Source organism: Pseudonocardia ammonioxydans (genome assembly GCF_900115005.1).
GTDB lineage: Bacteria > Actinomycetota > Actinomycetes > Mycobacteriales > Pseudonocardiaceae > Pseudonocardia > Pseudonocardia ammonioxydans.
The window spans coordinates 41,286-66,525 of sequence record NZ_FOUY01000001.1; the positions used below are offsets into that span (position 1 = coordinate 41,286).

At 73.5% G+C, this 25,240-nt stretch carries 26 protein-coding genes and 3 tRNA genes; 13 read left to right on the forward strand and 16 right to left on the reverse strand.

Features of this window, described 5'->3' with window-relative positions:
- Position 1: 1 nt before the first annotated feature.
- The 3 genes from BM093_RS00230 to BM093_RS00240 all read right to left on the reverse strand — a co-directional run bounded on the left by BM093_RS00230 (position 2) and on the right by BM093_RS00240 (position 2,840).
- Positions 2-775, reverse strand: a complete 774-nt coding sequence (locus BM093_RS00230; RefSeq protein WP_093335398.1) for an MlaE family ABC transporter permease — start codon at positions 773-775, stop codon at positions 2-4.
- On the reverse strand, positions 772-1,914 hold the full coding sequence (locus tag BM093_RS00235) for an ABC transporter ATP-binding protein (protein WP_093335401.1): 1,143 nt from the start codon (positions 1,912-1,914) through the stop codon (positions 772-774). The genes BM093_RS00230 and BM093_RS00235 overlap by 4 nt, the downstream gene beginning before the upstream one ends.
- Before the next feature lie 308 nt (positions 1,915-2,222).
- A complete protein-coding gene (locus BM093_RS00240) occupies positions 2,223-2,840 on the reverse strand; it encodes a TetR/AcrR family transcriptional regulator (RefSeq protein ID WP_093335403.1) in 618 nt (205 codons plus the stop codon).
- 138 nt (positions 2,841-2,978) lie between these two features.
- Between BM093_RS00240 and BM093_RS00245 the strand changes: the two genes are divergently transcribed.
- From BM093_RS00245 to BM093_RS00255, 3 genes are read left to right on the forward strand one after another with little or no spacing between them, the layout of a single operon-like run.
- Positions 2,979-3,407 carry an SCP2 sterol-binding domain-containing protein gene (locus BM093_RS00245; RefSeq protein ID WP_245773200.1) on the forward strand — a complete coding sequence of 143 codons (429 nt, stop codon included), beginning with the start codon at positions 2,979-2,981 and terminating at the stop codon, positions 3,405-3,407.
- A 53-nt stretch (positions 3,408-3,460) separates the two neighbouring features.
- Complete coding sequence (locus tag BM093_RS00250) at positions 3,461-4,735, forward strand: cytochrome P450 (RefSeq protein WP_093335405.1); 1,275 nt, start codon at positions 3,461-3,463, stop codon at positions 4,733-4,735.
- Positions 4,732-5,748, forward strand: coding sequence for an LLM class F420-dependent oxidoreductase (locus BM093_RS00255; protein WP_093335408.1), 1,017 nt, complete (start codon positions 4,732-4,734; stop codon positions 5,746-5,748). The genes BM093_RS00250 and BM093_RS00255 overlap by 4 nt, the downstream gene beginning before the upstream one ends.
- 47 nt (positions 5,749-5,795) lie before the next feature.
- On the opposite strand, the gene BM093_RS00260 is transcribed toward BM093_RS00255, so the two are convergent.
- The 3 genes from BM093_RS00260 to BM093_RS00270 all read right to left on the reverse strand — a co-directional run bounded on the left by BM093_RS00260 (position 5,796) and on the right by BM093_RS00270 (position 9,420).
- Positions 5,796-6,812: a R2-like ligand-binding oxidase gene (locus tag BM093_RS00260; protein ID WP_281248685.1), complete on the reverse strand. Its 1,017-nt coding sequence runs from the start codon at positions 6,810-6,812 to the stop codon at positions 5,796-5,798.
- A gap of 40 nt (positions 6,813-6,852) precedes the next feature.
- A complete protein-coding gene (locus BM093_RS00265) occupies positions 6,853-7,962 on the reverse strand; it encodes an NDMA-dependent alcohol dehydrogenase (RefSeq protein ID WP_093335411.1) in 1,110 nt (369 codons plus the stop codon).
- Positions 7,963-8,040: 78 nt separating this feature from the next.
- Positions 8,041-9,420: a sensor histidine kinase gene (locus tag BM093_RS00270; RefSeq protein WP_093335414.1), complete on the reverse strand. Its 1,380-nt coding sequence runs from the start codon at positions 9,418-9,420 to the stop codon at positions 8,041-8,043.
- Between the two features lie 74 nt (positions 9,421-9,494).
- Here BM093_RS00270 and BM093_RS00275 point away from each other — a divergent pair, with 74 nt between their 5' ends.
- The 4 genes from BM093_RS00275 (at position 9,495) to BM093_RS00290 (ending at position 12,298) form a co-directional block, all read left to right on the forward strand.
- Positions 9,495-10,142: a response regulator gene (locus BM093_RS00275; protein WP_093335418.1), complete on the forward strand. Its 648-nt coding sequence runs from the start codon at positions 9,495-9,497 to the stop codon at positions 10,140-10,142.
- A 127-nt stretch (positions 10,143-10,269) separates the two neighbouring features.
- Entirely contained in the window at positions 10,270-10,680 is a 411-nt protein-coding gene (locus tag BM093_RS00280; RefSeq protein WP_093335421.1) for a sterol carrier protein, read from the forward strand.
- A 176-nt stretch (positions 10,681-10,856) separates the two neighbouring features.
- The gene (locus BM093_RS00285; protein ID WP_093335424.1) at positions 10,857-11,141 is read left to right on the forward strand and encodes a hypothetical protein; all 285 of its coding nucleotides are present in this window, start codon (positions 10,857-10,859) and stop codon (positions 11,139-11,141) included.
- A gap of 56 nt (positions 11,142-11,197) precedes the next feature.
- Positions 11,198-12,298 (forward strand): CaiB/BaiF CoA transferase family protein, encoded by a 1,101-nt coding sequence (locus BM093_RS00290; RefSeq protein WP_093335427.1) that lies wholly within the window; start codon positions 11,198-11,200, stop codon positions 12,296-12,298.
- An 83-nt stretch (positions 12,299-12,381) separates the two neighbouring features.
- Here the strand turns inward: BM093_RS00290 and rplA are convergent, their stop codons facing one another.
- From rplA to BM093_RS00340, 10 genes are all read right to left on the reverse strand, one after another.
- Positions 12,382-13,107 carry a 50S ribosomal protein L1 gene (rplA, locus tag BM093_RS00295; protein ID WP_093335430.1) on the reverse strand — a complete coding sequence of 242 codons (726 nt, stop codon included), beginning with the start codon at positions 13,105-13,107 and terminating at the stop codon, positions 12,382-12,384.
- Positions 13,108-13,184: 77 nt separating this feature from the next.
- Positions 13,185-13,619, reverse strand: coding sequence for a 50S ribosomal protein L11 (gene rplK, locus BM093_RS00300; protein WP_093335433.1), 435 nt, complete (start codon positions 13,617-13,619; stop codon positions 13,185-13,187).
- Between the two features lie 73 nt (positions 13,620-13,692).
- Positions 13,693-14,712, reverse strand: coding sequence for a transcription termination/antitermination protein NusG (gene nusG / locus BM093_RS00305; RefSeq protein ID WP_093336492.1), 1,020 nt, complete (start codon positions 14,710-14,712; stop codon positions 13,693-13,695).
- 59 nt (positions 14,713-14,771) lie between these two features.
- Positions 14,772-15,113 (reverse strand): preprotein translocase subunit SecE, encoded by a 342-nt coding sequence (secE, locus tag BM093_RS00310; protein WP_093335436.1) that lies wholly within the window; start codon positions 15,111-15,113, stop codon positions 14,772-14,774.
- 228 nt (positions 15,114-15,341) lie between these two features.
- Positions 15,342-15,417 (reverse strand) — tRNA-Trp (locus tag BM093_RS00315).
- 111 nt (positions 15,418-15,528) lie between these two features.
- Entirely contained in the window at positions 15,529-16,008 is a 480-nt protein-coding gene (locus tag BM093_RS00320) for a MaoC family dehydratase (RefSeq protein WP_093335439.1), read from the reverse strand.
- Positions 16,005-16,454, reverse strand: a complete 450-nt coding sequence (locus tag BM093_RS00325) for a MaoC family dehydratase N-terminal domain-containing protein (RefSeq protein ID WP_093335441.1) — start codon at positions 16,452-16,454, stop codon at positions 16,005-16,007. The genes BM093_RS00320 and BM093_RS00325 overlap by 4 nt, the downstream gene beginning before the upstream one ends.
- Positions 16,455-16,486: 32 nt before the next feature.
- The gene (rpmG, locus tag BM093_RS00330) at positions 16,487-16,654 is read right to left on the reverse strand and encodes a 50S ribosomal protein L33 (RefSeq protein ID WP_093335444.1); all 168 of its coding nucleotides are present in this window, start codon (positions 16,652-16,654) and stop codon (positions 16,487-16,489) included.
- A gap of 43 nt (positions 16,655-16,697) precedes the next feature.
- Positions 16,698-16,773 (reverse strand) — tRNA-Met (locus tag BM093_RS00335).
- A 34-nt stretch (positions 16,774-16,807) separates the two neighbouring features.
- Positions 16,808-16,880 (reverse strand) — tRNA-Thr (locus BM093_RS00340).
- Between the two features lie 372 nt (positions 16,881-17,252).
- Here BM093_RS00340 and mrf point away from each other — a divergent pair.
- From mrf to BM093_RS00370, 6 genes are all read left to right on the forward strand, one after another.
- Positions 17,253-18,503, forward strand: a complete 1,251-nt coding sequence (mrf, locus tag BM093_RS00350) for a ribosome hibernation factor-recruiting GTPase MRF (protein ID WP_093335447.1) — start codon at positions 17,253-17,255, stop codon at positions 18,501-18,503.
- Positions 18,503-18,673 carry a 50S ribosomal protein L32 gene (rpmF, locus tag BM093_RS00355; RefSeq protein ID WP_093335450.1) on the forward strand — a complete coding sequence of 57 codons (171 nt, stop codon included), beginning with the start codon at positions 18,503-18,505 and terminating at the stop codon, positions 18,671-18,673. The genes mrf and rpmF overlap by 1 nt, the downstream gene beginning before the upstream one ends.
- A gap of 92 nt (positions 18,674-18,765) precedes the next feature.
- Positions 18,766-18,984 carry a hypothetical protein gene (locus tag BM093_RS35695; RefSeq protein ID WP_177238200.1) on the forward strand — a complete coding sequence of 73 codons (219 nt, stop codon included), beginning with the start codon at positions 18,766-18,768 and terminating at the stop codon, positions 18,982-18,984.
- Between the two features lie 68 nt (positions 18,985-19,052).
- The gene (locus BM093_RS00360) at positions 19,053-22,055 is read left to right on the forward strand and encodes a helix-turn-helix transcriptional regulator (protein ID WP_177238201.1); all 3,003 of its coding nucleotides are present in this window, start codon (positions 19,053-19,055) and stop codon (positions 22,053-22,055) included.
- 125 nt (positions 22,056-22,180) lie between these two features.
- Entirely contained in the window at positions 22,181-23,479 is a 1,299-nt protein-coding gene (locus tag BM093_RS00365) for a cytochrome P450 (RefSeq protein WP_093335454.1), read from the forward strand.
- On the forward strand, positions 23,476-25,158 hold the full coding sequence (locus BM093_RS00370) for a class I adenylate-forming enzyme family protein (protein ID WP_093335455.1): 1,683 nt from the start codon (positions 23,476-23,478) through the stop codon (positions 25,156-25,158). Before BM093_RS00365 ends, BM093_RS00370 begins: the two co-directional genes overlap by 4 nt.
- Positions 25,159-25,240: the final 82 nt, after the last annotated feature.

Below are 25,240 nucleotides of genomic sequence, written 5' to 3' on the forward strand. Positions count from 1 at the left end.
GTCAGAAGCCCTTCGGCGGGACGAGCTCGAGGTACAGGGCGGTCAGGACGAGGTTGATCAGGAAGACCAGGACGAAGGAGATGACGACGGCCTGGTTGACCGCGTCGCCGACGCCCTTCGCGCCGGGCGGCGGGTTGAGGCCGCGGTAGGCGGCGACGACACCGGCCACGAGCCCGAACAGCAGTGCCTTGACCTCCGAGACGACGATGTCGGAGACCTGCGCGATCGCCGAGAAGCTGTTGATGTACGCGCCCGGCGAGCCGCCCTGGATGATCACGTTGAAGAAGTAGCCGCCGGCCACGCCGACGCAGGTCGCCAGGCCGTTCAGCACGACGGCGGTGATGCCCATGGCGAGCACCCGCGGGACGACCAGGCGCTGGATCGGCGAGATGCCCAGCACCTCCATCGCGGAGATCTCCTCGCGGATCGTCCGGGCCCCGAGGTCCGCGCAGACGGCGCTGCCGCCCGCACCGGAGATGAGCAGGGCCGTGACGATCGGCGCGGCCTGCTGCACGATCGCCAGCACCGAGCCGGCGCCGGTCTGGGACTGGGCACCGAACTGGCGGGTCAGCTCGCCGAGCAGCAGGGCGATCGTCGCCCCGAACGGGATCGTGAACAGCGCCGTCGGCAGGGCCGAGACCTTCGTGACGAACCAGACCTGCTCGACCAGCTCGCGCAGCTGGAACGGCCGGCGCAGCGACTGCCTGCCGATCTCGATCCCGAGGCCGATGAACTTCCCGACCGGGGTGAGGGCCCGGGCGACGGGCGCGCTCATTCGTCACCGCCGCTGAGCTGGTGGCGCCCCGGCGGGGGCGGCGTGCTGTCGGTGATCCGCGGGTGGATGTCGGTGGGCCGGTCGTCCCCGGCGCCCGGGCGCCCGCCGGTGACCGCCACCTGCTCGCGGGCCACCTCCCGGGTGGTGCCGTCGTTCGGGGGCATCCACTGCGCGCCGGCGTCGCCGTAGGACTCGCGGATCGCGCGCTGGGCGGGCTCGGGGAGCTCGTGCATCATCGCCTCGACCCGCTCCCGGCGCCGGTGCACCGCCTGCCGGTCCGGCATCCCGGACGAGGCCGCCAGCTGCGGCTTGAGCGGCGGGAGGCCCTGCAGCTCCCCGGCCTCGGCCATCTCCCGCTCCGCCTGGGCGGTGTCCTTCTCCTCGCTCATCCCGATCGGACCCTCACGACGCCCGTTGAGGAACTGCGCGACCACCGGCTCCTCCGAGGTCAGCAGCTGCTCACGCGGCCCGAACATCGCCAGGTGCTTGCGGTAGAGCAGCCCGATGTTGTCCGGCACCGTCTGGGCGGTGTTGATGTCGTGGGTGACGATCAGGAACGTCGAGTCGGTCATCGCGTTCAGATCGATGATCAACTGGTTCAGGTACGCCGTACGCACCGGATCCAGGCCCGAGTCCGGCTCGTCGAACAGGATGATCTCCGGATCGAGCACCAGCGCCCGGGCCAGGCCCGCCCTCTTGCGCATCCCACCGGAGATCTCACCGGGCAGCTTGCCCTCGTCCCCGGTCAGACCGACCATCTCCATCTTCTCCGCGACGATGTCGCGGATCTCGGTCTCGGACTTGCGCGTGTGCTCACGCAGCGGGAACGCGATGTTGTCGAACAGGTTCATCGACCCGAACAGCGCACCGTCCTGGAACAACACCCCGAACAGCTTGCGGATCTCGTAGAGCTTCGACTCGCTGCACCGCACCAGATCGGTGTCGTGGATGACGATCGAGCCCTTCTCCGGCTTCAGCAGCCCGATCAGGGTCTTGAGGAACACCGACTTGCCGGTACCCGACGGACCCAGCAGCACCGACACCTCGCCCGGAGGCAGCGTCAGTGTCACGTCCGACCAGATGTTGGCCGGGCCGAACGACTTCGTCAGCCCCTCGACCTTCACCTCGACACCGGTCACGTGTCGCCTCCTCGCGCAATCGACCGCTCGATCCACACCGGGGCCGGGAGGCGCGGGGAGCGCCGGCCACTCTGCGGTGCTGAACGGCTCAACGAGTCGGAGGGCGAGGGGTTACTGGGAGGTACGACGATGCGTGCGACCGTTGCCGTAACGTAATCTACGTTATGTTCACGCAGCGTTCCGAATCACGTCCGATTGCTGCGGATCGTGCAGATCGACAGGTCCGTCCGCGCCGGAAACTGCTCCGAACGGCCGCAGAGCGCGGCCGCACCGCACGGAACGGCACCGACCGCCACCCGCCGGGAGTATCACCCGGTCGGCCGAGTCACCGACCGCAGATCCGGCGTCGCGTGCGCCATGATCAGGTCCTGGTAGTCGTCGAACAGCCGGCGCAGCAGCTCCCGGTCCCGCGGGTCGCAGGTCTGCTGGAACCCGACGAACAGCGAGTAGCCGAAGATCGCCAGCCGGCGGGCGACCTCCGGGTCACCGACCACGTCGTGCACGACCTGCTCCAGCGCGACCCGCCGCTGGGCGTCGACCCGCGCCTGCGCGCGGCCGACCTCCGGGTCGATCTGCGCCCAGGCGCGAATCGCAGCCTCGGCCTCGTGCCGCAGCTCCACGGTCAGCCGCTTGACGACGAGCATCCGCTCCACCGAGTCCGCCGTCGCCCGGGCGAGCTCGACGACCCGGTCGGTCTGCTGGGACTCCCAGTAGTGCAGCAGGCCGCGCACGAAACCGGCCCAGCTGCCGAAGTGGTGGTAGAAGGAACCGCTGGTCACGCCGAGCGAACGGCACAACGGGCCGATCTTGAGCCCGGCCGCCCCGTCACGCCCGAGGATCGCCATCGCCGAGTCGAAGTACTGCTCGGCGGCGACCTGCCGGCCCGCTCTCCTGGCCACCTCGCGCCGCCCCCGCTCCTCGTCCACCGTGCCGTCCCGCGCCGCACCAGGGTGCCACGGCCACCCGCGGGCGACGCCGCCCTCGTCCCGCTCCGGCCCGGTCCCGGTTGACAGTAACGTAATCTACGTTATGTTCAGGGTCGCTGGCACCGTTCGCACGACGACGTGGAGGTTCCGTTGCCCGGTTTCGCCGACGAGGACGAGCTGTATCGCTACATCGGGGGCATCTTCGAGACCGCCCTGGCCGACCCGGAGCTGGAACCCAAGCTCCGCGGCACCGGGCTCGTGCTGCGCCAGCAGTGCACCGACCCGGAGGCCGCGCTGGTCATCGACCTCCCCGGCGGCGCGGTGTGGAAGGGCGCCGACGCCGCCGCGCCCGCCCCGGACGCCACGATGACCATGTCGACCGAGACCGCGAACGCCTACTGGCAGGGCACGGTCAACCTGACGTTCGCCATGGCCAAGGGGAAGGTCAAGGTCGACGGCACCGTCACGAAGCTGCTGCAGCTCGCGCCGCTGGCCAAGAAGCTCTTCCCGGTCTACGTCGACCGGCTCCGGGCCGACGGACGCGAGGACCTGCTGATCAGCGCCTGAGCCGGCCGGTCCCGGCCCCGCACAGGTTCCCGACGCGACCGCAGGAGGCGGACGTGACCACCACCGAGAAGCGGACCCACGACCCGGTCGACATCTCGTCGCTGGCCTTCTGGTCCCGGCCACCCGACGTGCGCGAGGAGTCGTTCGCGCTGCTGCGCCGCGAGCGCCCGTTGTCCTGGCACCCGCCCGCGGAGACCGACCTGCTGCCCGACCCGGACGCCCCCGGGTTCTGGGCGCTGGTCACCCACGCCGACATCACCGCGGTCAGCCGGGACGCCGAGACGTTCGCCTCGGGCCAGCAGTACGGCGGCGTGATGCTGGAGGACGTCCCGGAGGACATGCTCGAGGGCGCGCACTCGATCCTGGCCATGGACGCGCCGCGGCACCACCGGCTGCGCAAGGTCATCAGCTCGGTGTTCACCCCGCGCCGGGTGCGCCGGATCGAGGAGCAGATCGCCGAGCAGGCCCGCCTGATCGTCGATGACCTGCTGGCACAGCCCGGCTCCGCGGACTTCGTGAGCGCGGTGTCGGCCCGGCTGCCGATGTGGACGATCTCGGAGATGATCGGCATCCCGGAGGCCCGGCGGCAGGAGGTCGCCGACGCCGCCAACGCCATGGTCGCCTGGAACGACCCGGACTACATCGGTGACGGCGACCCGATGGCGGTGCTGCTCGGCAGCCTGATGACGCTGCACACGACGTCGTTCGAGCTGTCCACGGCCCGGCGGGAGGAGCCGGCCGACGACCTGATGACCGCGCTGGTGCAGGCGGAGGTCGACGGGGACGCGCTCACCGACGAGGAGATCGCGGCGTTCTTCGTGCTGCTGTGCGTGGCGGGCAACGACACCACCCGCCAGACCTCCAGCCACGCGATCCTGGCGCTCGACCGCGACCCCGGGCAGCGCAGGCTGCTGGCCGCGGAGTTCCAGGAGCGGATCGACCCCGCCGTCGAGGAGTTCGTGCGCTGGGCCAGCCCGGTGCTGACGTTCCGGCGCACCGCGACCCGGGACACCGAGATCCGCGGGCAGCGGATCGCCGCGGGCGAGCGGGTCGTGATGTTCTACCACTCGGGCAACCGCGACGAGTCGGTCTTCACCGACCCGCACGTCTTCGACATCACCCGCACGCCGAACCCGCACGTCGGGTTCGGTGGCGGCGGCCCGCACTTCTGCCTGGGCAGCCACCTGGCCAGGGCGCAGCTGCGCTCGCTGTTCGGTGAGCTGCTGACCCGGGTGCCGGACCTGTCGGTCGGGGAACCCGAGTGGCTCGCGGGGAACTTCATCAACGGCATCAAGCGGCTGCCGGTCACCTTCGGCGGCGGGTCGTGAAGCTCGGTCTGGCGCTGGGCTACTGGGGCTCCGGGCCACCGCGCGGGATCGCGGAGAAGATCGCGGCCGCGGAGGACCTCGGCTTCGACTCGATGTGGACCGCCGAGGCCTACGGCTCGGACGCGTTCACCCCGCTGTCCTGGCTCGGCGCGCGCACCTCCCGGATGCGGCTGGGCACCTCGGTGGTCCAGATGTCCGCCCGCACCCCGACCGCGACGGCGATGGCCGCGATGACCCTCGACCACCTCTCCGGCGGCCGGATGGTGCTGGGCATCGGCGCCTCCGGGCCCCAGGTCGTCGAGGGCTGGTACGGGCAGCCGTACCCGAGGCCGCTGGCCCGGACCCGCGAGTACGTGCGGATCCTGCGCGACACGATCGCCCGGGAGAAGGTCACCTCCCCCGGCCCGGCCTACCCGATCCCGCATCCGGGCGGCACCGGGCTCGGCAAGCCGCTGCGCTCGACACTGCACCCGTATCGCACGGACCTGCCGATCCTGCTCGCCGCGGAGGGCCCGAGGAACGTGGCGCTGGCCGCCGAGATCGCCGACGGCTGGCAGCCGCTGTTCTACGCGCCCCGCAACGACGCGCAGCACCGGTCGTCGCTGGCGGCCGGGTTCGAGGAGCGGGGCGGACGCCCGGACGGGTTCGACGTCGTCTGCATGGTCCAGGTGGTGTTCGACGACGACGTGGAGGCCGCCGCCGACCGCGTCCGGCCGTTCCTCGCCCTCTACATCGGCGGGATGGGTGCCCGGGGCGCGAACTTCCACTACGAGGCCTTCGCCCGCATGGGCTACGAGGACGAGTGCGCCCGGATCCAGGAGCTGTACCTGGGCGGGGACAAGGCGGCCGCGATGCGGGCGGTCCCGACCTCGATGGTCGAACAGGTCGCGCTGGTCGGCCCGCGGGCGAAGATCGCCGAGGAGCTCCCGGTGTTCCGGGACTCGCTGATCGGCACGATGGTCGTCGACGGGAGCCCGGACGAGCTGCGGACCCTGCGCGACCTGGTCGGCTGACGCCGGTGGGGTGGCGGCCACCGCGGCCACCACCCCACCGGCCCTGCTCAGGAGGCCGCGGCCGCCGCCAGTACCCGCTGGTCCTCGGCGTGGAAGCGGTCCTCGAGCCGCTCCGGCTCGGCGTCGGAGTCGATGGTGCGCAGGTCGGCACCGCGGGCCGACTCGATCGCCCCCAGCCGTCGTCCGACCTTGTCCATCGCGTACTCGGCCAGCTCGTTCAGGTCGATGCCGAACGGCGCCTGCCCGTCGGGCCAGCGGTCGACGGTGCCGGTGACGACACCCATCGCCGGCACCATCAGCTCCTGCATCCGGCCGTCGACGACGTCCCACAGGGTGTCGTCGGCGGCCACGTGCCGGCGGCAGGTGAAGGTGCCCCAGGCCATGTGCCTGCGCTCGTCGTCACCGATGTGCTTGATCACCTTCTGCATGCCGGGGAGGATCCCGCGCTCGGCGCAGATCTTGTGCCAGGCGAAGTAGCCGGTGAGCGCGAGGGTGCCCTCGACGACGTGGTTGTAGGTCACCGACGCCCGGACCTGGTTGGCCGGTCCCGGGTCGTCGCCGAGCGCGTAGAGGCTCTCCGGCAGCGCCCGGGTGAAGATCTCCTGGTAGTGCTCGTTGTGCTCGATGAACTCGTGCAGGTCCCCGGTCATCCCGACGGCGTCGAACCAGAGCCGGAAGGCCTGGGTGTGCTTGGCCTCCTCGTAGAGGAACTGGGTCAGGTACATCTCGTCGGCCAGCCGGCCCTCGGCGGCCATCGCCGCCACGAACGGCTGCAGGTCCTGGGTCACCGACTCCTCACCGGCCATGAACTGCGCGGCCAGCGCGCAGGTCTGCCAACGCTCGTCGTCGGTCATCGCGGCGAAGTCCGCCGCGTCCTGCGAGAAGTCGATCGACGCCGGGTCCCAGTGCTTCGCGTTGCCCTTGGTGAACAACCGCATCGGGAACGAGTCGGCTCGCAGCCGGCCGGCGGACAGGCTGGCGAACCCGTCCCGCTTGCCGTGCTCGATGGTCCGTGCGGCCGTGGTGGTGCTCGGGGCTGGGGTGCTCGGGACTGAGGTGCTCAACGTGTGGCTCCCTTGCCGTCGTCGTGCCGGTGGTGGGGTACTACCGGTAGCGGATCAGACCCCTGATGTTGCGCCCGGCACGCATGTCCTCGTACCCCTCGTTCACCTGATCGAGCGAGTACTCCTTGGTGATCAGCTCGCGGAGCTTGAGCTGACCGAGGTTGTGCATCTCGAGCAGCCGGGGAATGTCGTGCTGGGCGGCGGAGCTGCCGAACAGCGCGCCGCGGATCTGCTTCTCGTAGAGGGTGAGGTCGAGCAGCGACAGCGCCGCCGTGTCCTCCTCCGCGTTCGCCAGCGCGGTCACCACGACCCGGCCGCGCTTCCCGACCAGCTGCAGCAGCGACTGCATGTCGGCACCGCGGGCCACCCCGGTGCAGAGGATCGCCGCGTCGCCCATCTGCCCGCGGGTCACCCCGCTGACGATCTCCCAGGCCTCGTCGACGCTCGCGGCGACGTGCGTGGCGCCCAGCTCGGTGGCGCGCTCGCGCTTGTACTCGACCGGGTCGACGGCCACGACGTACCGGCAGCCCGCGGCCCGGGCGCCCTGCACGGCGTTGGCACCGATCCCCCCGACACCGACCACCACCGCGGTGTCACCGGTGCGCAGCTCGGCACTGCGCACCGCGGACCCGAAGCCGGTGGTGACCCCGCAGCCGACCAGGGCCGCCAGGTCCAGCGGGAAGCCCTCGTCGATCTTCACGACGGACTTCACCGGGACGACCGTGTGCTCGGCGAACGTGCCGAGCAGGCACATCTGCCCGATCTCCTCACCGCGCGCGCGGAACCGGTAGGTCCCGTCCAGCTGCGGCCCGAGGGTGGCCGCGTAACCGTCGTTGCACAGGTTCGGGACACCCTGGGCGCAGTACTGGCACCGCCCGCAGGCCGGGAGGAACGTCATCACCACCGGGTCGCCGACCTCCAGGTCGGTCACCCCCGGGCCGACCTCGATCACCCGGCCGGCGCCCTCGTGCCCGCCGACCATCGGCAGCACGGCGGGTAGATCACCGGTCACCAGGTGCTCGTCGGAGTGGCACAGCCCGGAGGCCGTCAGCTCGACCATCACCTCCCCGGCGTGGGGGGAGTCGAGCTCGACCTCCTCGATCTCCCACTTGCCGCCGGGTTCCCACAGCACCGCTGCCGTCGTCCGCATGGGGCAGGATCATGGCCGCTCGGCCGGAGCACACACACCCGCCGCCCGCGCCAGCGGTGGCCCCCGGGTGCCACGGGGTCAGCCCGGCGGCAGGGGCAGCGTGAGCCGCGCGACCAGGCCACCGCCCTCGCGGGCCAGCAGGCGCAGCTCGCCGTCCATGGCGGACACCAGCGCCTCGGCGATCCACAGGCCCAGCCCGGCGGTGCCGCGCCGCTCCCCCAGCGCTACGCCCTTGGCCGTCACCACGCCCTCCTGACCGGCCGGGAGCCCCGGACCACGGTCCCGGACCTCGGCGACCAGGACCGCGCCGTCGTACGAGACGACCAGCTCCACCGGCTCGTCACCGCTGTGCCGGGCGGCGTTCTCGGCGAGGTTGGTGAGCAGCCTGCGCAGCCGTTGCGGGTCGCCGTGCACCGCCCCGTCGGCCGGCTCGACGACCGGGCGCCGCCGCTCGGCCGGGATGCCCGCCGCGTCGAGGACCCCCGCCGCGAGATCGGCCAGCGGCACCCGGCGGGGGCGGTTGCGGCCGAGCGGGCTGCCGTCGTCGACGGCCAGGTCCGCCAGGCCATCGAGCATGTCCTGCAGGTGCGCGGCGTGGTCGGCGAGCAGCCGCGACGCGGTCCGGGCCGCGTCCCCGGTCAGCCGCTCCTGGACCAGGTCCGACGACAGCGCGGTCAGCGACGCGACCGGCGTCCGGAACTCGTGCAGCACCACCCGCGCCCCGTCCAGGCGGGCCCGGCTCTGCGACACGATGCGGTCGCGCAGGGCCCGTTCGGACAGGTAGCGCTCGTGCTCGCCCTCCGCGCGGGCCCGGGTGGTCGCGATGTCGACCAGCTGGCGTTCCAGCAGCCGCACCAGCACCCCGACCAGTACCGCCGTCCCGAACAGGAACCCGGTCCACCACACCCCGGTCAGCACCCGGTCGGCCGCCGGCACGGCCGGGTCGGTGCCGAGCAGTCCCGCCACCGTGAAGCCGGCGCCGAACACGACCGCCGCGACCCGGCCGACCCCGGACCCGCCACGCAGCGCGATCGCGATCACGACCAGCGGCAGGGCCGCCACCATCGGGCTCTCCACCCCGCCGGTGAACCCGCACGCCACGACGGCGAGGGCCCCGTCGACCCCGGTCACCACGGCCGGTCGCACCGGCAGGCGGCCCCGCCACGTCGCGGCGGCCGCGAGCACCAGTGCGTAGACCGCCGCGGCGGCGATCAGGACCGCCACGGCCGGGACCCCGACCCGGGCGCTGTCCGGGCGGACCGCGAGCAGGACCACCGCGGCGGCCACCACGCACAGCCGCAGGACGACCGCGGTGCGCTCCTCGGCGGTGCGTTCCGGCAGCTCACCCCCACCGTGCTCGGTGGTCCCGGGATCCGGGGTGCTGGGGTCGCCGGGATTCGGGTCGCTGGGGTCCGGGCCGCCCGGGGACGGGCCGGTGCCGGCGCTGCGGGTGGTCATCGTTCTCCGGGGTCGGGGACGCGGCGGCGGAGGCGTGCGGAACCCGCCGGGGCGCCCACACTAGGCTCGCCGCCGTGCCAGCCGAGCCGCACGTCGTCGTCATCGTGGACGACCACACGCTCTTCTCCCAGGGGCTCGCGCTCCTGCTCGAGTCCCGGGCAGGCGACACGTTCCGGGTCGCCGGGTCGACGACCGCGGGCGAGGAGGCCGTAGCGCTCGTCGGGAAGCACCGGGCCGGGATCGCGATCGTGGACCTCGCACTGCCGCCCCTGGGCGGGGTGGAGACGATCCGGCGGATCAAGGCGGCCTACCCCGCGACCCGGGTGCTGGCGCTGTCCGGGACCGAGGACCTCGACCTGGCCGCCGCCGCGATGCGGGCCGGTGCCGACGGGTACCTCGCCAAGTCCGCCGACCCCGAGGTGCTCGTCGCACCGCTGCTCTCGGTCGCGGCCGGGGTGCGGGTGCTGCGCGGCGAGCTGCTCGACGCGCTGCTCGCCGCGTCCGACCGCACCGCGGACGGCCTGCTCGACCGGCTGAACGAGCGCGACGTCGAGCTGTGGACGCTGCTGGCCCGGGGGCTGGAGACCGCCGACATCGCCCGGCCGATGCTGGTCAGCGAGCGGACCGCCAAGCGCATGATCGCCTCGCTGCTGCACAAGCTGGGTGCGGCCAACCGGATCGAGGCGGCCGCGCTGGCCGGCCGCTGCGGCCTGCTGGACTGACCCGGCTGTCCCCTGCGGGCCATCACTGGCCCGGCGTCGGGGGTGCGGTCCGGGGACGAAGATCGGCAGACTCGCGCCGACCAGCGGGGGCGCCGTCGCCCGCCGCACATCTCGCGAGGAGGCGCTGATGGCCGTGTTCGCCGACGAGGCCGAGGTCTACGAGTACCTGGGCGGGGTCTTCCGGATCGGGCTGGAGGACCCGGACCTGGTCGCCAAGCTGCAGCCGTCCGGCGTCGTCCTGCGGATCACCTACACCGACCCGGACGCGGTGATCACCGTGGACATGCCGAACTCCGAGCTGCACACCGGGGCCGGCAACGGCCCGGACCCGAACATCGAGCTGTTCATGAGCGCCGACACCGGCAACCGGTTCTGGCTGGGTAAGGTCATCCTGCCGGTCGCGATGGCCAAGGGCGACGTCCGCGCGAAGGGGCCGGTCTCGAAGCTGCTCAAGCTGCTGCCGATGGCCAAGCAGCTGTTCGGGCCGTACCAGGACAAGCTCACGGCCGAGGGCCGCGAGGACCTGCTCAAGGCCTGAGCAACCGGACCTGTGCCGGGTCACCCGATCGGTTGCTCATCGGCCGCCGACCGGGCCTGCACCGACGCCGCCTCCGATACTTCGTGGTCGATCACCGTGGTCGATCACCGTGATCGACGCGCTGTGATCGGAACACTGTGATCGACACACTGTGAGCGACGACACGGAGGCGGCCGGTGGAGAACCTGTGGCTGGACGTGCACATGTGGCACCCGCTGCGCGGCGCGCTGCACCCGATCAGCGAGATCGAGTGCGACGTGCCGGACCCGCTGCCACAGGGCTTCGACGAGTGGCACGACTGGGCGGAGACCCGGTTGCTGGAGGTCGCCCGGCGCGACCGCTGGCAGCACGGGCGCTATTTCTTCGCCATCCAGGAACGCGACGAGACGGGCAGTCCACTGCGCGAGCTGGGCTCGGACTTCTGGGAGTACGCGAAGCAGCCCCGGCACGCGACCGGGTAGGCCACCGGCGCCGGGTTATCGTCGCCGGTACATCCACCGCGACGAGGAGGTAGCCGGTGACACGGGGCAAGGGTCCGCTGGCCGGACTGAAGGTGATCGAGCTGGCCGGGATCGGACCCGGACCGCACGCGGCGATGGTCCTGGGGGATCTCGGCGCGGACGTGGTCCGGATCGACCGGCCGTCGGGCGGGCTGGACCTCGGCTCCGACGGCACGCCGGACCCGACGACGCGGGGCCGGCGTTCGGTCGCCGCGGACCTGAAGGACCCGACCGGCCGGGAGGCCGTGCTGCGGCTGGTGGAGCACGCGGACGTGCTGTTGGAGGGCTACCGGCCGGGCGTCACCGAGCGGCTCGGCGTCGGCCCGGAGGACTGTCACGCCCGCAACCCGCGGCTGGTCTACGGCCGGATGACCGGGTGGGGGCAGGACGGCCCGATGGCCCAGCGGGCCGGGCACGACATCAACTACATCTCGATGACCGGTGCGCTGCACGCGATCGGCCGCTCCGGTGAGCGTCCGGTCCCACCGCTGAACCTGGTCGGGGACTTCGGCGGCGGTTCGATGCTGCTGGTGATCGGCGTGCTGTCCGCGCTGTGGGAGGCGAAGGCCTCCGGTGAGGGACAGGTCGTCGACGCCGCCATGGTGGACGGTGTCAGCATGCTCAACCAGATGTTCTGGGGCTTCCTGGCCCGCGGGGCCTGGGTCGACGAGCGGAACTCGAACCTGCTCGACGGGCACGCGCCGTTCTACGACACCTACACCTGCGCCGACGGCGGCCACATGGCCGTCGGGGCGCTGGAGCCGCAGTTCTACGCCCAGCTGATCGCCGGTCTCGGCCTGACCGAGGCCGAGCTCGGCCCGCAGTACGACCGGGACGGGTGGCCCGCGATGCGGGCCCGGTTCACCGAGGTGTTCGCCGCCAAGTCGCGGGACGAGTGGGCCGAGGTGTTCGCCGGCACCGACGCGTGCACCACCCCGGTGCTCTCCTTCGCCGAGGCCGGCGAGGACGCGCACCTCGCCGCGCGGAACACCATCGTCACCTCCGACGGCGTCCGGCAGGCCGCCCCGGCTCCCCGGTTCTCGCGGACCGGCACCGAGACGGCCACCCGCGGGACCGGCCCGGAGGACGTCGACGGTGTGCTCGCCGACTGGTCCTGACGGCCGTGACAGCGCCATGACAACGACGAACGCCCCCGGCTCCGCGTGCGGAGCCGGGGGCGTTCGTCGTACGGGGCGTCAGGTCAGACCTGCTCCTCCGCGTCCGCAGCCAGCAGGTTCCGGGTGCGGGCCGGGTCCACCTGGATGCCCGGGCCGGAGGTCGTGGTCACGGTGACCTTCTTGACGTAGCGGCCCTTGGCGGCCGACGGCTTGAGCCGCATGATCTCGTCCAGGGCGGCGCCGTAGTTCTCCACCAGCTTCTCGGTGTCGAACGAGGCCTTCCCGATGATCAGGTGCAGGTTGGCCTGCTTGTCCACCCGGAAGCTGACCTTGCCGCCCTTGATCTCGTTGACGGCCTTGGTGACGTCCGGGGTCACCGTGCCGGTCTTCGGGTTCGGCATCAGGCCACGCGGGCCCAGGATGCGGGCGATCCGGCCGACCTTGGCCATCTGGTCCGGGGTCGCGATCGCGGCGTCGAAGTCGAGCCACCCGCCCTGGATGCGCTCGATCAGGTCCTCGGCGCCCACGGCGTCGGCGCCGGCGGCCTCGGCCTCGGCGGCCTTGTCGCCGGTGGCGAACACGATCACGCGGACGGTCTTACCGGTACCGTGCGGCAGGTTCACGGTCCCGCGGACCATCTGGTCCGCCTTGCGGGGGTCGACACCCAGCCGGAGCGCGACCTCGACGGTCGCGTCGGTGTTGCGGCTGGAGGTCTCCTGGGCCAGCTTCGCCGCGGCGAGCGGCGAGTAGAGGCGGTCCGCGTCGATCTTCGCGGCGGCCTCACGGTAGGCTTTGCTGCGCTGTGCCATCTGTCCTCGTCTCCTTGTGAGGTCAGGTCGTGGTCGGAGCCGCGCCCGGCTCTCCCACGCGTACGGAAGGGCTCCGACTAGCCCTCGACCTTGATGCCCATCGACCGGGCGGTGCCGGCGATGATCTTCGCGGCCTGGTCGATGTCATTGGCGTTGAGGTCGGCCATCTTGGTCTCGGCGATCTCGCGGACCTGCGCGTCGGTGACCGAGGCGACCTTGGTCTTGTGCGGCTCGCCGGAGCCCTTGTCGACACCCGCGGCCTTCAGCAGCAGCTTGGCAGCCGGCGGGGTCTTGAGCTGGAAGTCGAACGAGCGGTCCTCGTAGACCGAGATCTCGACCGGCACGACGTTGCCGCGCTGGCCCTCGGTCGCCGCGTTGTACGCCTTGCAGAACTCCATGATGTTGACGCCGTGCTGGCCCAGGGCGGGGCCGACCGGCGGAGCCGGCGTCGCGGCACCGGCCTGGATCTGGAGCTTGATGATCGCGGAGAGCTTCCGCTTCTTGGGGGGCATGTCCTCGTCCTGTCGTGATCGATGTGCACGCCGCGCGGCCCTGCCTCGCCGCGGGCGTTCCTCAGCAGGTGCCTCAGATCTTGGAGACCTGGTTGAACCCGAGCTCGACCGGGGTCTCCCGGCCGAAGATCGAGACCAGCACCTTGAGCTTCTGGGCGTCGACGTTGACCTCGCTGATGCTCGCCGGGAGCGTCGCGAACGGCCCGTCCATGACGGTGACCGACTCGCCCACCTCGAAGTCGACCTCGACCGCGGGGGCGCCACCGGTGGCGGCTGCGCCCGACGTCGTGGCGGCCCTGCCGGCCTCGGCCTCCTTCTTCGGGGCCTCGGTCTTGGGGAGGAGGAACTTCACGACCTCGTTGATCGACAGCGGCGACGGCTTGGACGTGGCACCGACGAAACCGGTCACGCCCGGGGTGTTCCGCACCGCGCCCCAGGACTGGTCGTTGAGCTCCATCCGCACCAGGATGTAGCCGGGCAGCACCTTGCGCTGGACCTTCTTGCGCTGCCCGTTCTTGATCTCGGTGACCTCTTCGGTGGGCACCTCGACCTGGAAGATGAAGTCCTCGACGTCCAGGGTCTGCGCCCGCGTCTCGAGGTTCGACTTCACCTTGTTCTCGTAGCCGGCGTAGGAGTGGATGACGTACCAGTCGCCCGGGGCCCGGCGCAGCGCGGTGCGCAGCTCCTCCTCCGGGTCCTCCTCCTCGGCGGCCTCCGGCTCGGTGCCCTGCTCGGCGGACTCCTGCTCGGCGGCCGGCTCGTCCGCGTCGGCGGTCGACTGCTCCGGATCCTCGGCCGCGGTGTCGTCGGCTGCAGTGTCCTCGGCCGCAGTGTCCTCGGCCGCAGTGTCCTCGGCCGCAGTGTCCTCGGCCGCAGTGTCCTCGGCCGCAGTGTCCTCGGCCGCGGTGTCCTCGGCTGCGCTGTCCTCGGCTGCGGTGTACTCGCCGGGGACGACGTCCTCGCCGTGCGCGGCCTCGGTGTCCGCGTCCTGGACGGACTGCTCGGGAAGCGTCTCGTCGGTCGCGTTCTCGGCGACGGCGTCGATCGCGGCCGCATCGGCCGTCTCGTCGTACGCGTTGCTGTCGGAGGTCACGTCCTTCTCGCTTCCTTCATCGATGTCGGTCGTCACCGGTCGGTCCGGTGTCACCCGCGTCAGTCGCCGAACAGCAGCGCGACGCCCTCGGCGAAGGCCGAGTCGAGCAGGAACACCAGGCCCACCATGAACGACACGAAGATCAGGACGGCGATGGTGTACTTCACCATCTGCGACCGGTTCGGCCAGATCACCTTGCGGAGCTCGGCGACGACCTCGCGCAGGAACCGGGCGACCCGCGCGAACACGGAGCCCTTCCGCTCCTTGGTCGCCGCGGCCGCCCGGGTGGGGGTGGCGCGGCCCTTGGCCGGCGTGTTCCCGGATCGCGCGGCGCGTCGCCCGCGACGGTCGGCCGCGTTGCTCGGGCGCTCCTGCCCGGGCCGCCCCTGCTCGTCGCTCACGAGCCCTCCTCGCTGACGATCGTCGGTCGCGTTCGCGGCACTGCTGTGCCCGGCGGTGCGTTCGTGTCCGATGGCGTGTTCACCAGCTCGCCCACGTACTCGCCCTCCGCACGCAGCGGGCGCGTGTGGCCCGCCCTCGGTCACGTCCTCCGTCCGACGACGACCTGCCCTGCTTCGCCGTTCGTGCCATCGGCCGTGCCGCCGGATCTCCGGCGGTATACGGCGTCGTGGCAGGGGTGACAGGACTTGAACCTGCAACCTGCGGTTTTGGAGACCGCTGCTCTGCCAATTGAGCTACACCCCTATTTCCGAACCACCCCGGGGAGGTGGTCGGACGGGCGCGTTGGATCATCCCGGCGCGCCCGGCTGATCCGAGTGTACGCACCCGCTCCGGCGGGCCCGGACCCCGGGGTCCCTACCCGGGCAGGAGGACCTCGGCCCGCGCCCGTCCGAGGACGGTCCGCCCCTCGAACCGGGCCGTGAGGTCGACGACGGCGACCCGGCTCCCGCCGTCCTCGTGCACCTGGGCCACCGTGCCGCTCAGCTCGACGGTCGCCCCGGTGTCGTCGTCCGGGACCACGACCGGGCGGGTGAACCGGGTGCCGTAGGAGCGGATCGACGCCGGGTCGCCGGTCCAGGCCGTGAGGACGCGGCCGGCGAGGGCCATCGAGAGCATCCCGTGCGCGATGACGCCGGGGAGACCGGCCACGTCCGCCACCCGGTCGCTCCAGTGGATCGGGTTGAGGTCACCCGAGGCGCCGGCGTAACGGACCAGATCGGCCCGGGTGAGCTGCACCGTGAACGACGGGAGCGCGTCACCCTTCTGCACCGCGGCCGCGCTCTCCGGGGTGAGCCGAGCGGCCGGGTTCGCGGGATCGGCCGGGGAGCCGCTCATGCGTCCTCCCCCGCCGGGCTGACGAGCATGGTGTGCGTGGTCGCCACCGGGGCACCGGCGGCGTCCGACACCTCGCAGCGCAGGGTCAGCATGTGGTTCCCGGCGCGGGTGCGGAGCTCGTCGACGTGCACGACCGTGGTCAGCTCGTCGCCCGCCCGCACCGGGCGGTGGTAGGCGATCCGCTGGTCACCGTGGACCATCCGGGTGTAGTCCCACCCGAACGCGGGGTCCCGGAGGAACGCCTCGATGACCGGCATCGTGAAGCAGACCGGGAACGTCGGCGGGGCGACGAGATCGGGATGACCGGCGGCACGGGCGGCGTCGAGGTCGTGAAACAGCGGATCGCCGTCACCGATGGCGACGGCGAACTCGCGGATCTTCTCGCGGCCGACCTGGTAGGGCCCCGCCGGGTCGAGCACGTGCCCGACCCAGGACTGGTCGACCACCCTCAGTACCGGACCCTGCTACGCAACCGTGTTCAGCGGGTCTCGCGGTGGGCCCGGTGGGTACCGCAGTTCGCGCAGAACTTCTTGATCTCGAGCCGGTCGGGGTCGTTCCGCCGGTTCTTCTTGGTGATGTAGTTGCGGTTCTTGCACTCCTCGCAGGCCAGAGTGATCTTCGGCCGCACATCCGTGGCCTTGGCCATCGCGGGTGCCTCCCAGCAGAGTGTTTCGGGTACTGCGCCAGTCTGGTAGCGGTGGCCGGACTTGAACCGACGACACAGCGATTATGAGCCGCTTGCTCTACCGACTGAGCTACACCGCCATGCGGAGACCGCCGATACCGACGAGTCTCTCAGAGCCCCCTTACGGAATCGAACCGTAGACCTTCTCCTTACCATGGAGACGCTCTGCCGACTGAGCTAAGGGGGCGGCAGCGCCGGGACCGGAGCAGTGCACTGCGCTGGACCAGCACGGCCCTGCTAGCGCTCTCCGCTCACCGACCTGCATAACTCTACACACCGGTTCCGGGCCCCCGAACCGGGGGTGCCCGGAGCCGGGTCCGCGCAGGTCATCGGCGTGCAGGCGACCCTTCTCGTCCACGTGCCCGACACCCCGCGCGGTCAGCCGGCCGGACGTGCGGCGCCGGTCCGCGCCGTCGCGCGCTCCGGCCCGCCATCAGCACTCCTCCCCGCACTCGACGTGCCGCGGATTCCCGGGGTCGTCCAGACCGCCCTCTGAAATGAGAATCGTTTTCGTTTACACTGCGTCCCGCCGTGCCCACGCCGAGTCCGGGAGGACGTCATGACCGAACTGGTGGTCCTGTGCGGGACCGCGCGCGACGCGGTCGAACGGACGATCACGCGGATGCGCGAGCTCGACCCGGACGTGGTCGTGCTCCACCACGAGCTGCACGACCTGGAACGCGGCCGGGTGCACCGTCGCCTCCGCGACGCCCGGCGCGACGAGCGCACCGTGCTGGAGCTCGCGCACGGCTGCGTGAGCTGCACCCTGCGCGAGGACGTGCTGCCGACACTGGCCGCGCTCGCCGGGACGGTGCGCCGGGTCGTCCTGCACCTGGACCCGCGCCTGGAACCGGAACCGGTGTGCTGGGCGCTCGGCTCGGTGCTCTGCACGCCACCGGGCGGCCGGGCGGCGTGCCCGGTGACCGACCTGGTCGACCTGCGGGCGGTGGTCGCGGTGCTGGACCCCGACACCTGGCTCGCCGACGCCTGCGGGGACGCGACACTGCCCGAGCGCGGGCTCTCCACGCTCCCCGGCGACGAGCGCACCGTGGCCCAGCTCGCCGTCGGGCAGGCCGAGTTCGCCGACGTGCTCGTGACGACCCGGCTGCCCGGACCGGCCACGGTCGACCGCACCGCGGCCGTCCTCGACCGGCTGGCCCCGATCGCGCCCCGGCTGCTCGCCGCGCACGGCGACGACCGGCTGTTCGGCGACGGCCTGCCCGCGCAGGCCCGCCGCGGCGTACCGAGCGGGGTGCACGACGCCCTGCTGCGCGGCACCCCGCCGCTCGACGCCGAGAACGGCGTGCGGACGCTGCTGTTCTCGGCCCGCAGGCCGTTCCACCCCGACCGGCTGCACGAGGCGCTGGACGCCCTGCTCGACGGCGTCGTACGCAGCCGCGGCCGGCTCTGGCTGGCGACCCGGCCGCAGGAGGTGCTGTGGCTGGAGAGCGCCGGCGGTGGCCTGCGGATCGGGCAGGCCGGCGAGTGGCTCCACGGCGCCGGCGCCCAGGCCTGGGACCGGGCGGACGAGCAGCGGCGGGCGCTGGCGGCCCTGGCCTGGCACCCGCGCTGGGGCGACCGCGCCCAGGACCTGGTCGTGCTCTGCCACGGGGCCGATCCCGACGAGATCGACGCGCGGCTGCGCGAGGCGCTGCTGTCCGACGCCGAGGTCGCCGCGGGCGAGCACGCCTGGTCCGCGCTCGGGGACCCCTTCGGCCGGGCACACGACGAACCGTGCTCGGACCCCGAGCCGGTGGGCGGCGATCCGGCCGCCCACCACCCGTCCGACGGACGAGAGGACGAGAACTGATGGCTGTCCCGAAGCGACGGATGTCGCGGGCGAACACCCGGCACCGCCGGTCGAACTGGAGGGCCGACGCGCCGGACCTGGTTCCGATCACCCTGCAGGGCAGGCGGCACCTGGTGCCGCGGGCGCTGGTGCCTGCCTACCGCCGCGGCCTGCTGCCCCCACCCGGCTGAGGCCCCTTACCCCCGGCGGGCCCCGCTCCGGCGCACCGGACGACGTGATCGCCCGATGCAGCGCGCCCGCCCTCAGCAGCAGGGTGACCGGCATGCTGATGAACGAGATCCCGATGGACCACCTGACCGCGCTCGTGCGGCAGCGGCAGGAGCGGCTGCACGCCGAGGCGGCCGCCCACCGGCTCGTGCGGGCCGGGCGCCCGGTGCCCCCGCTGCGGGAGTGGGCCACCCGGCTCCGGGTGCTGTGGCGCGCGCTCGACCGGCCGCCCGCACCGGAGCACCCGGACGACGCCGCCCGCCCGGGATTCTGACCGGGCGGGAGCCGGTGCCGGCCGGGAATCCCGGCGACCCTGTCGGGGGGCCGTGCCACGATGCCCGCATGGTCCGGCAGCGCGCGGTGGTACTCGGGGAGCCGACGGGCTCCGCCGAGCTCCTCGGCCGGTGGACCGAGCTCGCCGCGCTGCGCACCGAGCTCGACGCCGCCCGCTCCGGCCGGGGCGGTGCCGTGCTGCTGGCCGGCGACGCCGGGATCGGCAAGTCCCGGCTGGCCGCCGAGCTGGCCGCGCACGCGGCGGGCGACGGGTGCACCGTCGTCGTCGGGCGTTGCCTGGACACCGGCACCGCCCCGCTGTCCTACCTGCCCTTCGCCGAGGTCCTGGCCGGGCTGGCCGTCGACCCGGCGGCGGCGCCGGCGCTGGCCGGGCTGCTGCCCGGCAGCGGGCCACCGGAGAGCGGCCCCGGCGAGCGCGACCTGGACCGGATGGCGGTGTTCGACGCCGTGGCCGGGGCGCTGCGGGCGGCGGCCGCCGAGCGGCCGCTGCTCGTCGTCCTCGAGGACCTGCACTGGGCCGACGGCTCCAGCCGGGAGCTGCTGCGCTACCTGCTGGCCCGGCTCGGGTCGCAGCGGCTGCTCGTGCTCGCCACCTACCGGGCCGACGACCTGCACCGCAGGCACCCGCTGCGGCCCACGCTCGCCGAGCTGGTCCGGCTCCCCGCGGTGCGGCGCATCGAGCTCGGCCCGCTGCCCGCGGAGGCGGTGCTGGAGCTCGTCCGGTCCCGCGCCGCGGACGCGCCGGCCCCGCTCGGCGACGACGTGCTGCACCGGATCGCCGACCGCAGCGGGGGCAACGCCTTCTACGCCGAGGAGATGGTCGCCGCGGGCCGCGCCGAGCTGCCCGACGCACTCGCCGACGTCCTGCTGACGCGGCTGGACCAGCTCTCCGATCCCGCCCGGACGGTGCTGCAGGTCGTCTCCCTCGCCGAGCGCCGGCTCCCGCACGAGCTGCTGCGCGACGCCGCCGGCCTGCCCGATGCGGAGCTGGCGTCGGGGCTGCGCGAGGCCGTGTCGCACCACGTGCTGGTCCCGGCCGGGGACGAGTCCTACGCGTTCCGGCACGCGCTGCTGCGCGAGGCCGTCCACGACGACCTGCTGCCCGGCGAGCGGGCCCGTCTCAACGGCCGGCTCGCCGAGCTGCTGGACGACCGGGGCGGGCCGGGCACCGGGGCGGAGCTGGCCCGGCACGCGGTCGCCGCGCACGATCTGCCGCGCGCGCTCGCCGCATCGGTCCGGGCGGCCCGCGAGGCCGAGCACCGGCACGGCCCGGCCGAGGCGCTGGTCCACGCGGAACGGGCGTTGGAGCTGTGGGCCGCGGTACCCGATCCGGAGACCATCGCCGGGATGACCGAGAGCGCCCTGATCCTGAAGGCCGCCCGCACGGCCGGCGCGGCCGGGGATCCGGAACGCGGCATCGCCCTCGCCGCCCGGGCGGTGCGGGTGGCCGACGAGCGGGAGGGGCCGCGGGCCCGGGCGCGCGCGCGGCGGCGCTACGCCTTGCGGGTGCTCGACCACGGCACCGGCCCCGCCCCGCACGCGACCGACGCGATCGAGGCGGCGGCGACGGCCGTGGAGCTGCTCTCCGGCGGCCCCCCGGGCCCGGATCTCGCCTGGTCGCACGCGGCGCTGGCACGGGGACTGCTCAACACCGACCGGGCCGAGCCGGCCTGGGAGGCCGCGCGGCGGGTCCTCGCCGTCGTCCGGGCGACCGACGCGGCGGAGCTCACCCCGTACGAGCGGCGCGACCTGGCGGGAGCGCACGCGGACGCCCTGCTCACCCTGGCCTTCTGCGCCCAGCGCGAGGGCGACCCGGACCGGTCCCGGGACCTGCTCGCCGAGGCCGCCGCGCTGGCGGAGGCGTCCCGGAACCGGAACGTCGAGCTGCGGACGGTGTGGAACCGGGCGCTGTCGTTCCTCGAGGAGGGGAAGCTCGCCGCGGGCGCCGCCGAGCTCGACGACGGCAGCAGGCGCGCCGAGCGGCACAACCTGTCCTGGGCCGGCTACGGCCTGGAGTTCCGGCTGGCCCGGATCCGGGTGGCGTTCCAGAGCGGGGACTGGGACACCGCGGCCCGGCTCGCCGCCACGGCCGACCCGGCGGTCGCGGTCCGGGTGGCCGGCGTCCTGCCCGCGACCGGGGCACTGGTCTCGGTCGCGCGCGGCGACCTGGACGAGGCCGAGCGGCTCATCGCCTCGCTCGGCGACCCCGCGGCGGACCGGCCGTTCGACCAGCTGGCGGTGACGCTGGGGATGGTCGGGATCGAGGCGGCCCGGTGGCGTGGGGACACGCAGCTCGCGGCTCGTCGGGCCCGGGCCACGGTCGACGGCCTGGGGCGCGACGACCCCGCCCACCTGGTCCTGCTCGCGGTGGGGGCGCTCGCGGCCGGTGCCCTGGCGGATCTCGCGGTCGCCGCCCGGGCCACCGGTGCGTCGGACACCGAGCACCGCGCGGGCGCGGTGCAGATGCTGGACGCGGCCGAGTCGGCCGCCGCGCGCGGGCTCCCGCGCGGGACCGGGCTGGGCCCGGAGGGCCGGGCCTGGCTGGCCCGGGCGCGGGCCGAGGTGGCTCGTGCCCACGGCGACGACGCTCCGGAGACGTGGACACCGGTGGTGGACACGTTCGCCGGATACGGCGACGACTACCGCGCCGCCGAGGCCCGGTGGCGGCGGGCGCAGACCCTCCTGGAGCGCGCGCGGCGCCGGGCCGCCGCCGAGGACCTCGCGGCGGCGGCGACGGTGGCCCGGCGTCTCGGTGCGCGCCCGCTCGACGCCGCCGTCGCGGCCCTGGCGGTGCGGGCCGGGGAGCCGGGCGACCGTGCCGGTGCCCCGTCCCCCGCCACCCGGGCGTCCCCGCTCACCCCGCGCGAACAGGCGGTGCTCGAACACGTGGCGCACGGCCGCACCAACCGGGCGATCGGCGAGCAGCTGTTCATCAGCGAGAAGACGGTCAGCGTCCACCTGTCCCGGGCGATGGCGAAGCTCGGCGCCTCCGGCCGCGCCGAGGCGGTCTCGGTGGCGCACTCGCGCGGGCTGCTGCCACCACGCGACTGAGCTGCGGCGACGATCTCCGGCTGTCCCCTGAGGACCGCCGGTGGCCCGGAAGTACCGTGACGACCGCCACGTGCGCTGCCTAGTGTCGGGATCACCCACCCGGCGCGGCAGGAGGGACGGCGACGATGCCGGACACCACCACGATCGACCTCTCCGACCTGGACGGCTTCTGGGCCGCCCCCATCCGGGAGCGCGCGGCGGCCTTCGCGGCGCTGCGCGAGGCGCCCGGCATCGCGTGGTTCGAACAACCGGTCACGCAGGTCCCCGACCCCGGGCCGGGGTACTACGCCCTCACCCGCTACGACGAGGTCGTCGAGGCCAGCCGCACCCCGGGCGTCTTCCGCTCCGGGCCGGGGGCGACCTCGGTCGCCGACATGCCGCCGGAGTTCCTCGAGTTCTTCGGCTCGATGATCAACACCGACGACCCGCGGCACGCGCGGCTGCGCCGGATCGTCTCGCGCGGCTTCACCCCGCGGCGGCTGGCCGGCCTGCAGGAGTCGCTCGAGCGGACGGCCTCGGAGATCGTCGACGACCTGCTGGCCGCCGGCGAGTGCGAGGGCGTCGAGACGATCTCCGCCCGGCTCCCGCTCAGCACCATCTGCGAGATGATGGGCATCCCGCAGAGCCACCACCGGTTCGTCTACGACCGCACCAACGTCATCCTCGGCGTGGGTGACCCGGACTACGTGCCCGAGGGCGCCGACATGGTCACCGCACTGCTCACCGCGGGCGGCGAGCTGGCCGCGCTGATGCGCGAGCTCGGCGAGGCCCGCCGGGCCGATCCGACCGACGACGTCACCTCGGCCCTGGTCAACGCCGAGATCGACGGCGAGGGGCTCACCCCGGACGAGCTGGCGAGCTTCTTCGTGCTGCTCGTCGTCGCCGGCAACGAGACCACGCGCAACGCCACGAGCTGGGGCCTGCAGCTGCTCACCGAGCACCCCGAGCAGCGGGCGGCCTGGCTGGCCGACCCCGAGGGCGTCACCCCGACCGCGATCGAGGAGATCGTCCGCTGGTCCTCGCCGGTGATCTACATGCGCCGGACGCTGGCCGAGCCGGTGGTGCTCGGCGGCACCGAGCTGCCGGCCGGGGCGAAGACGGCGCTGTTCTACTGGTCGGCGAACCGCGACCCGGACCACTTCCCCCGCCACGGCGCGGACGGGGCGCGGGTCAATGCCTCGCCGGAGGACTTCGACGTCCGCCGCTCCCCCAACCCGCACCTCGGGTTCGGCGGCCCGGGGCCGCACTTCTGCCTGGGTGCCCACCTGGCCCGGCGGCAGCTGATCACGCTGTTCACCGAGCTGCTGCGCCGCGCGCCGCGGGTGGCGACCACCGGGGAGCCCCGCCGGCTGCGGTCGATGTTCATCAACGGCATCACTCGGCTGCCGGTCACCGCCGACGGCGGGAACGGGGTGCTCGCGTGATCGCCCGCTCCCCGGTCCCGGCCCTCGACGTGCCGCGGCTGCCGGCGACCGCGCAGCTGCGGGGCGCGGTCGCCGCGTTCGGTGACGCCCCGATGCTGCACCAGGACGGGCACGAGCTGTCGTTCAGCGGGTTGCTGGCCCGAGCGTCGTCGTTCGCGCACGCCCTGCACGCCGACGGGATCGGCCGTGGCGACGTGGTCGCGCTGCACCTGCCGAACTGCCCACAGTACGCCGTCGCCTACTGGGGCACCCTGCTCGCCGGGGCGACGGTCGGGCCGGCGAACCCGCTGCTGCCCGTCGACGACCTCGCCGCCCAGCTCGCCGACGCGGGCGCGGCCGCCGTCCTCAGCTGGGCGCCGGCGCTGCCCACCGTGCTCGCCGCGCGCCCCGGGACCGCGCTGAAGCGGGTGCTGGTCACCGGGCCGGGCTCGGACGACGTGCCCGCCGACGTCACCCCGCTGGAGGCGTTCCTCGACGGCCACCCGCAGCACCCGCCCGGCACGGACCTCGAGCTCGACCCGGACACCGACCTCGCCCACCTCGCCTACACCGGCGGGACGACCGGGCGTTCCAAGGGGGTGCGGGTCAGCCATCGCAACCTACTGACCAACGCCCTGCAGTCGACCTGCTGGGGCACCGGTGCGCGGCCCGACGTCCGCGACACCCCGTCCGGCCCGGGCGTCGTGCTGACCGACCCCGGACCGCCCGAGGAGTACCCGACCCCGCTCGGCACGGGCCGCATCATCGGGATCGCCCCGTGGTTCCACGCGATGGGGACCGTCGGCGGGCTGAACATGCCGCTGCTCACCGGCGGGCTGACGATCGTGCACGGCCGGTTCGACCCGCGCGCCTACCTCGCGGACGCGACCCGGTTCGCCGTCACCGCGATGTCCGGTGCGCCGCCGGTCTTCGCGGCCCTGCTCGCCCACCGCGACGGTGCCGGGGACCTGTCCTCGGTGCGGTCGCTGACGTCGGGTGCGGCGCCCCTGCCGGTCGAGGTGATCACGGCGTTGCGTGCGTGGCTGGGGGAGGATCTGGTCATCACCGAGGGGTACGGCCTGACCGAGGTCACGATGTCGGCGACGCTGGGCCCGGCGGCCCGCTCCGCGGTGCGCAAGGTGGGCACCGTGGGCCTGCCGGTCCCGGGCACCGAGATCCGGATCTCCGGTCCCGACGGCGCGGAGCTCGCCGCCGACCGCGAGGGCGAGGTCTGGGTGCGCGGCCCGCAGGTCACCGGCGGCTACCGGAACCGGCCCGCCGAGACCGCCGCCACGTTCGACGGCGACGGGTGGCTGCACACCGGCGACGTGGGCGTCCTCGACGCCGACGGCCACCTGCGGATCGTCGACCGGCTCAAGGACATGCTGCTCCACAAGGGGTACAACGTGTACCCGCGCGACCTCGAGGAGCGGCTGCTGACGCTGCCCGGGGTGACCGGCGCCGCCGTGGTCGGACGCCCGGCCGGCGTGGACGGCGAGCGCCCGGTCGCGTTCGTGACCGGCCCCGCCGAGGCGGAGGCCCGGGCCGCGGTGGCGGAGCTCAACGCCCGGCTCCTGCCGTACCAGCGGCTGCGCGAGGTGCACGTGCTGGCGGCGATCCCGGTCTCGGCCGCCGGGAAGGTGCTCAAACGCGACCTGCGCGAGCGGCTCGCCGAGATCCCGGAGGCGGCGATCGGGTGACACCCCACCACGGACGGTGACATATCACTCGCGAGGACGAGTGCCGTTGTCGACCACACGGGTGGAGTAGCCACTCCGACGA